Source organism: Ruegeria sp. Ofav3-42 (genome assembly GCF_022347725.1).
Classification (GTDB): domain Bacteria; phylum Pseudomonadota; class Alphaproteobacteria; order Rhodobacterales; family Rhodobacteraceae; genus Ruegeria.
This window is the reverse complement of sequence record NZ_JAKRGB010000038.1, coordinates 1-12,761: the sequence shown is the minus strand read 5'-3', so window position 1 is coordinate 12,761 and position 12,761 is coordinate 1. Positions and strand designations below refer to the sequence as shown.

9 protein-coding genes are annotated in these 12,761 nt (G+C 54.2%); 2 read left to right on the top strand and 7 right to left on the bottom strand.

The annotated features are described in order from the left end of the window. Window positions 1-468: 468 nt before the first annotated feature. The 3 genes from MHN28_RS24430 to MHN28_RS24420 form a co-directional block, all read right to left on the bottom strand. Window positions 469-1,887 (bottom strand): TIGR02594 family protein, encoded by a 1,419-nt coding sequence (locus MHN28_RS24430; protein WP_239345617.1) that lies wholly within the window; start codon window positions 1,885-1,887, stop codon window positions 469-471. A 38-nt stretch (window positions 1,888-1,925) separates the two neighbouring features. Continuing rightward, on the bottom strand, window positions 1,926-2,756 hold the full coding sequence (locus MHN28_RS24425) for a hypothetical protein (protein WP_239345615.1): 831 nt from the start codon (window positions 2,754-2,756) through the stop codon (window positions 1,926-1,928). A 332-nt stretch (window positions 2,757-3,088) separates the two neighbouring features. Beyond that, a complete protein-coding gene (locus MHN28_RS24420; protein ID WP_239345613.1) occupies window positions 3,089-3,715 on the bottom strand; it encodes an alpha/beta fold hydrolase in 627 nt (208 codons plus the stop codon). A gap of 120 nt (window positions 3,716-3,835) precedes the next feature. Between MHN28_RS24420 and MHN28_RS24415 the strand changes: the two genes are divergently transcribed. Together MHN28_RS24415 and MHN28_RS25185 are read left to right on the top strand one after the other, a co-directional pair. Beyond that, window positions 3,836-4,792 (top strand): hypothetical protein, encoded by a 957-nt coding sequence (locus MHN28_RS24415; protein WP_239345611.1) that lies wholly within the window; start codon window positions 3,836-3,838, stop codon window positions 4,790-4,792. A 345-nt stretch (window positions 4,793-5,137) separates the two neighbouring features. Next, on the top strand, window positions 5,138-5,410 hold the full coding sequence (locus MHN28_RS25185; protein WP_370645811.1) for a Rap1a/Tai family immunity protein: 273 nt from the start codon (window positions 5,138-5,140) through the stop codon (window positions 5,408-5,410). Window positions 5,411-5,497: 87 nt separating this feature from the next. On the opposite strand, the gene MHN28_RS24410 is transcribed toward MHN28_RS25185, so the two are convergent. From MHN28_RS24410 to MHN28_RS24395, 4 genes are all read right to left on the bottom strand, one after another. Continuing rightward, window positions 5,498-5,998, bottom strand: coding sequence for an RES domain-containing protein (locus tag MHN28_RS24410; RefSeq protein WP_239345610.1), 501 nt, complete (start codon window positions 5,996-5,998; stop codon window positions 5,498-5,500). Further along, window positions 5,995-6,465 (bottom strand): antitoxin Xre/MbcA/ParS toxin-binding domain-containing protein, encoded by a 471-nt coding sequence (locus MHN28_RS24405; protein ID WP_239345609.1) that lies wholly within the window; start codon window positions 6,463-6,465, stop codon window positions 5,995-5,997. The genes MHN28_RS24410 and MHN28_RS24405 overlap by 4 nt, the downstream gene beginning before the upstream one ends. Window positions 6,466-7,096: 631 nt before the next feature. After that, window positions 7,097-9,802 (bottom strand): trypsin-like peptidase domain-containing protein, encoded by a 2,706-nt coding sequence (locus MHN28_RS24400; protein ID WP_239345607.1) that lies wholly within the window; start codon window positions 9,800-9,802, stop codon window positions 7,097-7,099. A gap of 37 nt (window positions 9,803-9,839) precedes the next feature. After that, window positions 9,840-12,326 (bottom strand): N-acetylmuramoyl-L-alanine amidase, encoded by a 2,487-nt coding sequence (locus MHN28_RS24395; RefSeq protein ID WP_239345606.1) that lies wholly within the window; start codon window positions 12,324-12,326, stop codon window positions 9,840-9,842. Window positions 12,327-12,761 lie beyond the last annotated feature (435 nt).

Here is a 12,761-nt window from a genome sequence, read left to right as displayed (position 1 = left end):
GGCGTTGGGCAACCTAACGCCAATGGAATTTGCAGAGAAAATGAACATGGACAAACTGGCCGCGTAAGGCCATCAAACCGAACCCAAGGACTCTCCGAAGGTTGGAGGAAACTTGGGGCTCAGGTCATTGGGCTTCTCCAATTCGTCGGACGTTGAGGGAAGAGCGACGTTGATGCTTGAGAAGCGTCGGGCACGACCCCTGCACCAAATAGCCAACGCCCGAAACGCATCCGGCAATGGAGTTGATGTGATCCGCCTTCATGGAAAGGATGAATCGCAGTTCAAGCCCAAAGTGAAATCTCGCCGTTTCAGGTTTTGGGTGAATTGCTCTAGCTTCTAACTGAACTGGCCTCAAATTCGACCGGACACCTTGGCTTAACCAAAGAGACTTAAAGATAGCCGAAAGCCACGCGCCTTTTTCCTCAAAACGATAACGAAGGCACCCGATTAGACGAGTGCCAGCCCATCCTAGTTCATCACAGGCATCATAAACGCAACAAACTCTGATTTCAGAGTTCCATCAGCGGCTTGCACTCTTCTTGGGAATGTCTTCTCTTTAACAGTATTGCCTTGATTTCCGCCCAAAAGTGTCACGTGAGTATCGGAGTAGTCTACGACGAACCCAACATGACCAGCGCCTGTATCCCAATTTACGTCCGCGAATGGCGCGTATCTTCTGACTGCGATGCAGAACTTTCGCGGCGCATCCAATTTGATAAACTGTCGCTTTTTGTTCCAAAAGAAAGATCGTGCACCGGGATGGTTTGTTCCTACATAGCCGCTTGTTTCCAAACAATAGTTGACAAACACAGCACACCATTCGGTCTCATCGCCATTATCCGGATCAAACCAAGTGGAACCGACTTCGAAGTACTTTAGAATCCGTGGGTTACTCTGCGGTCCAGCTATCTCGCTTCGCTTGTCCACCGGCAGAGCCGCCTCTCGTTTTGCGATCTCCATCCAGTCCGATGCAGCGCCAATTGCTGCGCTTACTCCTGAAGCGGCTCCCCCGCCCAAAGGGTTAACCCCATCGAAGCCACTAAAGGGTATGTGAGGGCGCTGTTCGCCGCGTGCCCAGCCCTCCATCATTTCGATTGCGGATACTATCTTGCGGATGTCGGCGATCCTTAAGTCATCAAGAATGTCGCCACGATTCAGGCTTGTTTTCTGAACCACAAAGTTAACATAAGAATCGGTATCGTTTTCTGAAGGAGGGGCGTACCGATTGATCGCAGCTTTAATCGTTAGGGGACCATAGCTTCTTCCACGGAGTAGAACTTCAATAGCTTTCTGGCCAGTCTTTTTGTCGGGAAAGATGGCGAAACTCCCGTCGTCGCCGATAGCACCGTTATTTGTAGAAAAGTTTCCTTTACGAATATTCCCAGGATTGAAGTTTCGCCATGAACGGGAGCCACCAACTCGGAGAAACTCACGTCCTTGATCATCCACAAGCAAAACTGTCTTTGTCGCTGTCTTGTGGGCGGCAATAAAGGTTGATGGCCCACCTGGCGGCAGAACTGCTGAACTGTCCATACCAGCGACAGGAGGCTCATTGCGCATACTCTCAATAATTTCGCTGTTGCCAGTCACCTGCCCATTCGCCGAAGTAGACACACCTAGGCCAGATGCCAAATTGACGATTCTGGTAATGTCTGTGCGGCTCTCAAGGCGCGCGATTACTTGCTCTACGCTGATTCGAGCCGCCGCAATTTGAGCAGCCAGCGCGTTGCCTTCGGCAACCAAAGACTGCGCGCGCAGGAAGGTTACATCGTCTATGGCAGTCTTAATGTCATTGGCGCGAGTTGCATTGCCCTCTGTTGTCGCCTCGGTCAACTCAGTCTCTAACGTTGAAATGAGTTCGCTCATTTCTGAAAATGTCATAGACATAACAGTTCCCTCCAATCAGTGTCTAGAAATCGCTACTATTAAAGCTGCGCTAAACCTTCTTTCACCTCTTTGGCTGCATCGCGAATCTCTTGAATCCTTTCCTGAAGTGCTTGAACATCTGCGGCACCGAACTGCGGGTTACGAGCTGCATTCTGCGCTAGCCGCAATGCTGAAATATTCTGATCCATCAAGACTACCCAATCGGCAACCAACTTTTCGACTTCGCTCTTGCTCTTGCTTGACGACGCACGGATAAACTTAACAATCGTACCTGCGCCGTTGCGCATCTCATTCATTAGAGAAATCACAGCTTCTGAATCTCCTGCCAGCTCTTCAGCAAAGATTCTTCTATTGTGAATCCCAATGGAGAATTCTGAGATGGTGCCAAGAACGGGGATAAAGGCCTCCACTGCACCAAGCTTAGATGAACCAGTCACACTTCCAGGAAGCGATACGATTGATGTCGCCAAAGATTCCAGGTCATCGTTCAAAACCCGTGCCTTTTCACCGGTAACCAAAGCGACCATGAGTTGATTGTATCGCGTTATAGTGTCGAAGCTACGTTTGTACTCACTAGCCAGCGGTGGATCAGATAAGTCTGTATAAAGAAATGTAGAATTAGGATTAAACTCACCTTTTAACGTTCGATCAGCAACAATACGCTGCTGCTTTCGTTCTGCATTCGCCAAAAGGTCGAAAAGTGCTTCACTCGCCGTTCGCGACTCTTCGAACGCTTGCCTGTATGCGATAAACTCAGCCGCCCCGGAATTTAGAGTGCATGAGGACAGAATAAAGAAGATAAAGAGAGAGAATATCCGTCTTAGCTTCATTGTTTGAAAACAACTCGAAGCAGAAAGTGCGACCGTCATAAAGTAAACTCCACTAAATGACTCGAGGTTCCACTCTTTGGCTGGCTTCTGTCAAGCGCAACCAACACGTCTGCTAACCAACATTCTATTCATGAGCCATATTCGCTCAACAGTATCAAAAACGAGCGGGCCAACTCGAAAACAGTCCCCATCCCTAGAGACGAGTTCAACAAGTAGTTCATTTAACAAACTGTAGTTCCCTGGCGCAGAGAAGCTCCCAGTACCAAAGAGATTTACTCAGACCGCTTGCCATCGCAGGCCATTTGTGAGTTTGACTTGAAGATAATGGTTTTTGGACTTTAGGGCCACGACCATGACCATTTTAGATGTAACTATAGTATTGCTTCGAGCAAGCAACGGCTAAGTTCGTCGGGAACCTCTTTCTGAGGAATATGGCCTGCCGGAACGGCCGACTCTGTAGTGCCAGGCCATTTGTTAATCATTTCTGCCTGCTTTAGGGGCGTTACAACAGTATCCGCGGTACATCTTACGTAGTGCTTAGGGATATCAGCAAAGTTGGCGCTGGACCTAAATTCACCCATGAGGGCTCCGAATACCGGGAAGCGTCGAGCAGGATGATCACGGTCGACACCTACTCGGTCGAATTCATTCCCGACTTTGTCAAAGCTAGTCCCCAAACCCCCAATTATTCCGCCAGCGGATTCACCATCTTTCGGAACGAGGGCAGTTACGTAGATTAATTTTGAAACGCGATCCGGATTTTCTGCGGCAGCCTGAGAAATCGATACCCCTCCCATAGAATGTCCGATCAGCACAGACGGGTTTCCTGGTCGAAGAGTTGAAGAAATTTTTGCAGTAAAGTCGTTCAATCCGCTTAGGATCGACCCAGGAAGAAGTACCGCGTCAACGGTGTGACCAGCGGCCTCCAGTAAGCTCGGGACATCAAACCAACTCTTGTCAGTTGCACCGAGACCGTGAACGAGTATGATGTGGGACATCGGAAATTCCTTTTTCGACTAATATTGTAGAATTATGATTTCAAGCGTCTGATTTACCCCTCACGGCATCTTACTTGCTCCAAGGCAGACTTTCAAAAATAGTTTTTTAGGAGGGATTCAATGAACTACGTTGATGACGACCCAATTCACGCGCTCGAACCCGCGTCAGATGTCCATTTGATGCACAAGCTGTTTAACGCATCAAGTTCATCTCGGAGAGTGTTCTCTGAGGTCCACTACTACGATCCTGCCGACCCTGACTTAACGATAGGCATGGGGCACTGGATCCGAAGCAATATCTCAAAGCTTTTTGCCGAATTCAAGAACCAGCCGGACGTTTGGGAGTTTCTGTTGGAACATTGGGGTTCGGCAATGACGGCAAAACACTGGCAACAGGTTGACGCCGAAACTGGCGAGGGCGGTACGGCTACTGACACTTTGGACAAGGCACTGACAAAAGTTCTGTGTATCGGGAACCCGAGCTCAAGTTGCGTGAGAAACACCCTTGAACCTTGGGCCGACGCGATCAGAACGCGGTTCAACGACGAGGGCCATTGGTTTACCGCAGGTTGGAAGTCTGTTTCCCGCGCAGAGCCAATTGCCAAGAAGCAGGTCGAGTTTTGGAGCGAGTCTGTGCTTAAATCTGGTGCTAACGCAGCCGACGCTAGGGGTATATGCACACGAGGCGGCATAGCATGCGTAATTTCTGCGAAGAGTAGCGGACTAGGGGCCACCATGTATAGAGCCAGCGATACCAATGCCAGTGCATCCGGTGGTAGCGTTTCTCGGAAATGGTCTCTTACAACTGTGCCGGACGAAGCGAAGCCGGATTCTGCCTCCGGTGTGAGCGAACAGGATCTCCTACAGGATTGGAAATCTTTGGTCGCATGGCAATTCTATACGATAAAAAAACGTCGAGTCCGAAGTCGGATGAGAGCACTATGGAAGGAGTTTTTTTCCCAGACTTGGGGAGACCTGGAGAACCCAAATTCCGTTTCGGCTTCAACCCGTGTAAGAAAACACGCTGGAGTTGTGATGGACAAAAGGGCGTTTGATTTTTCTGTGACGTTTGTTTAACCCAATGAGTAAATCTCTACACCAATACTACCCCTTTGTCCCTTCTCTTGCTCAAAACTTCTGCTGACGTCAGAGATGCTTAGGCTCTGGATCTGTAATTTGTGGAGCTCGGCGGTGTTTCCCTTGAGGGTTTCAAGGATCTGTCCGCACTGATAGCTGTGAGGCGACCGTGCTGTATCGGGTTTCACAAGGCCGAACGTTGCATTGAGTCGAAGTGGGCTCCTAGGCCCATCCGGTAACCTTCGCAGATCGTTCGTCCCTGCGTCCCCTCTCGGGACACCGCCTTTGGATCAGCTTTCCGGCTTCACCGCTAGCAAATGATTTCTATCTCATTTCACGCTTCGAATAATCAAACACTATAACTCCTCAAATACCCAAGTTCGCAATACCATACTTGGGTATCTCAGGGGCGTTGAAGAGGCGCTCATATTTGCGAACGCGACGTTAAAAAAGAGAGGCGATACACAGTTTAACTGCCAACTAGGTGGCCTTGTTCTTCATGTTGAGCAGATCGTCTCAATTCTGGAAGATTACGTGACAGAGTTCCCATTTGCAGAAGACCGACCAGCCTCACTGATTTTGCTTGCAGCATTTGAAAAGACCTTCCCTTGCACATAGCACTCCAGAGAGACCTATTCCATCTCCGTAATGAACGCTATGGCAATTAAGTCAGCGTTAATGACCTATATTTGCGCCCAACATTCATCATGAAGGATGGATTCTCGGGTCCAGCGCAAACCGTTCCTGGGTGACATCATCATATAGCCCGCGCACTTGATCAGCATCGAAAATCAGATTCCAACTATGATTGGAAACCGCAGACGGGATCAATACGAACTTGTGCCTTTCCAGAAGTTCGTCTCCAAAAACCTGTTGGTTCCTGCTGGGAGGCGCAGGTGTCAACCAGTTTGGATTCGGGACATCCTTTGGAAATACAGTGTGGACAAATGACAGGTCGATTACCCGACCTGAAGTTAAGTAATGTGGAGCAACATCTAGCACATGGAAGCCTTTGTGCACTGCGACCTCAAGGCAAGCTGCTGCGGGGTCCAACGACGTATACACGGCGCGTACGCCACGGGAGTTCCAACGACCACCAACCCGAAACGCACCCTCTCCAGAGCGCCAGGTCTTGTAGTGTCGTTCTTGATCAATGCGCCAGAAGCGCAGCTCACCAGAACCAAGTGGCGGCGGGAGTGGTGTCACGCATAAACCCCGTATTCGAGTCGTGTCAGGTACTCTTCGACAGCCTCGGACCCTGCGGCTGTTGCCAGCAAATCAACGGGCTTGCGATATGAGAGACCAATCGCAGGACGACTCATCCACGCCTCGGCTTCTTCCCTGGACCCCATGACCTCAATCGCATGGCCGAGGATCTCAGCGAACCGCCATGCGCGATTGCTCTGGTCGACACTGAGAAGCTTCGTTTTTTTGTCCGACTTGCGCCTTTGCAGTGTTCGCACACTGATGCCAACCGCATTTCCAAGTACGCCCTCTTCCCTTAAGAGGTCGATCTTCTCAACAAGGAAGAGCAGTGATGCTGACGGCAACCCGCGCTCAAGGACGTCGTGGGCATCCAAAGCATTCTTGATAGGGGTCCGGAAGACCTTTTTGCCGCCAAGCAACCTGTATGTTCGGACTGCATCGTTTTCGACTTCAGATACCTGTGCCATCAGATTTCCCCTTGCGACACGTGACATGAAATGTATGACACTTGGCGCTCAAAGTTTCAAGGCATAGTCTGTTTTCATCCTAGGATGTGAAAAACCAGGCGATTAAGGCGCATTCACACAAGAGTCCGGTGCCAATAAACTCAATACAATGACTGTTCAGATGAAGGGGGAAGAACACCAGTGGCCAATGGCAATGGTGGCAGCGAACAATCCAAGCTTGGCATTCTGGGTTCTCTGGAATACGTCGGCCCTGAGGATTATACCTAAACAGAGGGCCGAAGGAGCATTTCCACTAGCTTGGACCGTATGAACGCAGCAATCCTGCATGCTCGTCAATCTAGGCCCAAAGTTTGCGACACAACCCTCGGCGGCCCCTTCGTTCAGCGCCTGCAGGATCGCCCCCAACAGGCGTGGGAGCGTCCAACAGCGGAACTGTTTGTAGACGCTCGACCTTCGGCAATCATCGGCCCCTGCCGCCCGTTGCGAGCCCGCAAGTCCCGGAAAACCGGCTCGAAGAACACCCAGTCCGCGCCCAACATCAAACTCCGTGCCATGCTTCACCCCGCCCAACTAAAGTCGAGCGGCGTGAATCACGTAAAACAAATCAAGGGAAGAGTATTATCACCACGGCCTAGACCAGCAACCGCAGCGCGTCTTCGATATTGGTCTGCCGTCCATCCATCAGCGATTTGCCAGCATGCACATATGTCGTGCCCTGCATCAGAGGACCCAACGGCGTGTCAGCCACATAGCCCTGCAGAATCGCGTCGGTCGGCACCTCCCCGTCAGAGAAATTGCCACTGAAGAAGTAACCGTGCACCACACCTGCCAGCATCTTGGCCTGCCGCACAGGACACCCCGCAATCCCCGGTTCGGCAAAAAGATCAGGATAAAGTGTCCGGTTCGCCAAGGACTTGACCGGTTTGTTTTTGAGCGCCGCCAGATAGGCCAGATAGAAACGAATATTGTCATCCAGCGTCATAGGCAGGTTGAAGGCAGGCGCGCCGCCGCCGACCCAGAAATTGATATTGTCGGGCAGCGGGAAGAGGCCGAATTCGCCATTGGAATGGACAAAGCCCGGGTCGATCTTACCATCGGTGAACCCGGCCTCGGCCATGTAGACCACCGCCACATCCTCCAACGTCAGGGGCAGCGCACCCGCACCAAAACGGTTCGGGAGATCAGCGTTGACCGCCCCAATGGTGTTTTGCAGAGCCGACTTGTTGTCGTTGAAAAAGGCGATCTTGTCGCGGTTGCCCACCAGCCAGCTTTGCGCCTCGCCGGTTTCCGCGCTGGCAGGCGCGGGTGCCAGCATGCTGGCGGCGCGCAATCCAGCGCTGGAAAGAACTTGATCAAACGCTTCGTCCACATCGGTCGAGGCGGGCTGAACCAGATGCCCCTTGGCATCCTGCAAATCCTTCAGGGAAATGCGCATTGCGATGGGGCGGTGATCGCTAGTGTCCTTGACAAACCGGCTCACCGCGCGGTCGGTAGCGACGATGTAGAAATCATCCTCGTCCACCACCTTGGACATATTGGCCGAAACAAAAATATTGTCGATCAAACTCTTATAAGGCGACTTGAGATAGGTGAATGCGCCATTGGCCTCGTCCTTCGCCGAAAGTGGCGTGAAACCACCCGTCACCAGCGGGTCAAAATCCTGACTGGCCAGCGTCGCGTTTACATCGCCCAAGAGCACCCAATCGGCATCCTTGCCATGGGTCTCAACCATCTGCGTCACCGCATAGGACAGCGCCTTGGAGGCCAGACGCCGCCGCAGGCTGCCCTCGCTCATGGCCTTGAGATGCAAAGGAACAAGGTAGAATTCAAAGGCCTTTTCATCGCTTTTCAGTTTGAACCGGAAGAGGCCCGGGTAGCGGTTGAAGATCTTGCCATGCACCGCCTCGAACGGCAGGTCGTCCCGGCTGTCGAGGGCAAAAAGCGCATCCAGTTCAGCGGGCCATTCCACTCGCGCGCCGTCGACCACATTGGGCCGCCACAACACGGCAGTAGTCTGTTTGCCGGTCTTGGCATCGGGTTCGGAATAGGCAGCCATGTATTCCTGCCGGAACTTCTTTTTCAGCCGCTCCACCAGCGCGTCCATAGCATCGGGGGACACTTCGACCAGCGCCCAGATGTCCAGGTTCAGATCGGTGATAATGGTGGCGACGCGGTCCAGCTTGCGGTCGTCTGTGAACTCGCGGTTAAACCACTCTATATTCCAGGCACCGATGTCGATGTCCATCTCGCTGCCCTGATAAACCTGCACCACCTGTTCATAGGCCGATGGCCCGGTGGATTCGTTGCTCCTGCCGGTCCGATGGCGACCCAAACTGCCAAAAAGGCCGGTCAACGTGTCCGACCCGCGAAAGGCCGACAGAACGGTGGCGGCGGCCGAGGCATCGTCGCCACCTTCGGCCACTTTGCCTTCGAGATCGATGGCGATGGCGGACAGTTTGATGCCTTCGTTCACTACATTGGTATAACCGCCATCGTTCAGCTTGCCGGTGAGCGTCGGGAACATGATCCGCACCGCCGACGTGGACCGCCACGCATGGTGCAGCGCCACCAGCCGACCACGTTTGCAAAAGACCGGCGCCCCCGACGACCCGCCTGCGGTATCGGCGGCATAGAGCACCGCACTCGAATTGATCGACAGCACCTCGGTATCGTCCAGTGAGGCCTGTTTCGGCGCACCGCCGGGATGGTGGATGATATAAGTGGGTTCCGTCTGGCGCACCGTGAAGGACCCGCGTGTCATGGTGATCGACCCGAATTTCTGGGCGGCAGCGGGATCGATCCAGACAAAGCTATAGTCGAAATCCCCCATCTGGCTGGTCAGAAAAAGCCGGTCCGGGTTCAGCTTGAACGTCACAGCCGATGGCGCGCTGTCAGGCGGGCCGTCCACCAGATCGGTCTGGATAATCTGGTAGTCAAACTCAGCTGTTGCCGCCTGGGCGACCTCGACACTGTTCAGCACGTGGTGGTTGGTCAAAAGGATGTTGGGCGAGACCAGAAACCCGGTGCCGAACCAGCCCTGAATGGCGGGCTGGCCCAGATAGTTGGTGTATGGACCGCCCGGAACAACCAGACGGCAGACTGACCTGCTGTGCTCGGCCAGAAGCGTCAGCAGTGCGGCGTTGACCATATCAAGCTGGCCTACCGTCGCTTCGGCACCACCGGTGCCCGGCGCTATGGGTTTGGCCCGCCACTGCTCCAGCATCTTGGGTAGATTGTCCACTTTGGCCGCGCGCACCAGATCGCTGAACACGGTCTGATCGCTCCAATCGGCGACAAAATCAATTTCCGGATCAAACCCGGGAGGTGTATCAGCCATCGGAGTTCTCCTTTTTTAAAACACCTTGTACCCGCGTCTAAACGTGGCGCGTGTCGATATGCACAAACGTGTTGTATTGCTGGATGAACCCGTTGAATTTGGATGGGTTTTCATCGCGCAGATCGGTGACCACCTTAAACCAGTCCGACGGCGTTCCACTGGAACAGCGCCAGTCCAGCGCGTTGAAATTCATGTGCTGGGATTTGGTCGCACCACCGATGCAGCTGTTGTAAGGCTTTGCCCGAAAGGCCGAACTGATCGTGACCGATGCGCCCAGCCGGTGCCGAATCTCGTCGATCATCAGCGCGGTGTTGGTCAAACGCGGCCACAACGATTGCGGCGGCAGGCTGTTCTTGCCTTTGCAGCCGCCCGAATTGTTCGAATTTCCTAGGAACAGGAATTCACTGGCGCTGAAATAGCGCAAGTTCAACCCACCGATGAAGGCCTCGAACGCCGCATGGTCGAACCCGCCGGATTCCACCCCGCCAAACACCCCGCTTAGTAAGTCGATATTGGAGTCCGCGTCGGTGGTCATCCCCGAAAAGATTGCGGGCAGGGCCGGGTCGAAATCGTCGGGCTCATTGCCTTCGTCGTCGCTGGGCAGGCTGGCACCCCGCGCGGCAAAGCGCGCCTCGGCGGCGGCTAGGCTGCGCAGGAAGTCGGGCGCGCTTTCGGCGATCATGTGCCCGTTGGAGATTTCTGTCGCGAACTCAACCCCCATTCCGGGCAAAGGCGTGCTGGCCGATGCTACGCCAGGATGGGTCGCAACCAATTCGAACCCGTCTTCCAACTCGGTGGACGCGAAAGTGGCGAATTCCGCCCCCATGGTGCCCGCCATATATGTTTCGATCCCGTCGGCCAGTGCCGTCGCGATCTTGCGTCGGTAGGATACGGTGCCAAGCCGCGCCTCCTCTGCAGCTGTGTCCATGAAACTGACCTCATGCAGCACCGCAGCGGTGCCGCTGGCGTGGCTCGCCGGGTTGAGCACGCCGAACCCACCAAACTTGACGCCGTTTGGATGCCCTTTGTTGCGGTCATTGTGACCCAGCGCGGCGATCATTTCGGACTGCACCGCGCGGCAGAGCGCCTGCGACGCCTGCCCGCCCCCTGCCGACAGCGAAGAGTGCACAAAGGTCTCAGTCCCTTGTGTACTGTTGTTGAACCCGTTGAAATGGATCGAGACAAAGGCTGCGGCATGGGCAGCTTTGGCCACCCCGGCCCGCGCCGCGAGGCTGGAATTCACATCCGTCTCGCGGGTCAGCAGCACGTCAAAGCCGCGATCCTCGAGAATGCTTCGCGCGCGCTGCGCCACGTCGAGCGTCACATGCTTTTCCAGCGTGCCGTTTGGTCCTTTCGCGTTGTTTGCGCTGGAGCCGCCCACCTTGGTATTGCCGCCGTGACCCGGATCCAGAACGATGGTTTTTGTGGCCGTGGTCGCGTGTTCCGCGCCGCCGTCGGTGCCACCAGTTGTACTGCTTTTGGCACTGGTCATGCTGGCGCTCTCGGTACCGCCCACCATGCGTTTGCGAATCTCGCCTTCGATGACCTCTGCCGCCCGCGCATAGCCTGCATTCTTGGGATGCAATTCGTCGAACCAGCTGTTTGGCCCGCGATCTACCTGCCCTCTCAGGTCGCAATAGACAAAGTTCAACTCAGCCACCGCTAGCTCCGCCAATGCCGCGTTGAACCGATCCATGAGCACGCGCAAGACCTCGCGGCCCACGTCAAAGGGAATGCCGCGGAACTGCAAGGCCGGGCCGATCCACTTGCCGTCCTCCAGCGGGAACGGCAGGTCATAACCATGGCCAAAGATCACCACATGCGGGTACTCCGACACCACATCAGAGATGATCGTCCGGTACCCCGCCATGACGGATCGAAAAACCGGGCCAAAGGCCGCGTCGTTGATCAACGCGGCTGGCGTTGCACCGGGCGTGTAATCATAAAGCACATCCTTGAGGTTGCCGAAAAGGTCGTTGCCGCCGCCCGACAACAGCATCGCCGTCGCCTTGCTGACTTTGATCGCCTGAAGATACTCCTTGTTCTGAGCCATATCGGCCACAAGGTCGCCGGCCGCGCCGACAGAATAGATCGCGAAATCGGAATTGCCGTCGAGTTGGTCGATAATATCCTCAAGCAGGATCGGGTATTGGGTCCAACTGTCACCCTCTTCGACCATGCGTAGCCCCCGGAACCCGAAGAGCGTTTTCAAGCGGAAGGCGATGCGCCGTTCCGACGTGGCCAGCGCATTGGCAGCGTCTACCGCAAAGCCACCAATGAATTCTCCAAACCCGGCCTCGGCGCCACCTTCGGCTTGCGGGAAATATTCGGCCCGAAAGGCATCGGTCATTTCTACGGCGGCGGAATAGGGCTGATCAGTGCTTTCGGTTTTCACAAACCCTTCAGTCAGCAAAGCGCGGAGCCTTGCCTGCGCGGCCTCCAGTTCTTCCCTCTCGGTTGCGGCCTCGGCCTCAGCGATGATTTTTGCGAGCGGGTGATCGGGGTTGTCCAAAGGTCCGGTCATTGCAGTCCTCGTTTCTAAAGTCTTTTCGTCAAATTGAACCCGTCGCCGTGTCACAAAATAGCTGTTGTCGATCGCGACGAAATTTCGCTCTGGTGTCGAAGAATGGTGACGAGCAGCTGGATTATATGGCCGATAAATAACCGATTTCGGCCGAAGCGCCAAGCTTTCTGCGCAGCCAGTCGTCCGCGCATCGGCGAGCGACAACAATTATTGGCATTAGACTCCCAATTCTTATGTAATTCTCAATAGAACAGTATTCGGCGGTCACATCATCAGAGCCCATGCAGTCCTCGATCGGTGTTGTCACTTTAACCGCCTGTGTAAAGAGAACTCGTGGTTCTCGGATTTCAAGCTGCTTGGGTGACGGCACCCCAAGCGCCAAACGCTTCGAGACGGTGATATCGTATTGTTAAGGCGGTGCGACGGCGTGCTGGA

Excerpts from the sequence above, each read along its gene's own strand:
- MHN28_RS24415 (WP_239345611.1), top strand. The coding sequence starts at position 3,836 with ATGAACTACGTTGATGACGACCCAATTCACGCGCTCGAACCCGCGTCA.
- MHN28_RS24395 (WP_239345606.1), bottom strand. The coding sequence starts at position 12,326 with ATGACCGGACCTTTGGACAACCCCGATCACCCGCTCGCAAAAATCATC.
- MHN28_RS24420 (WP_239345613.1), bottom strand. The coding sequence starts at position 3,715 with ATGTCCCACATCATACTCGTTCACGGTCTCGGTGCAACTGACAAGAGT.
- MHN28_RS24400 (WP_239345607.1), bottom strand. The coding sequence starts at position 9,802 with ATGGCTGATACACCTCCCGGGTTTGATCCGGAAATTGATTTTGTCGCC.
- MHN28_RS24425 (WP_239345615.1), bottom strand. The coding sequence starts at position 2,756 with ATGACGGTCGCACTTTCTGCTTCGAGTTGTTTTCAAACAATGAAGCTA.
- MHN28_RS24405 (WP_239345609.1), bottom strand. The coding sequence starts at position 6,465 with ATGGCACAGGTATCTGAAGTCGAAAACGATGCAGTCCGAACATACAGG.
- MHN28_RS24430 (WP_239345617.1), bottom strand. The coding sequence starts at position 1,887 with ATGTCTATGACATTTTCAGAAATGAGCGAACTCATTTCAACGTTAGAG.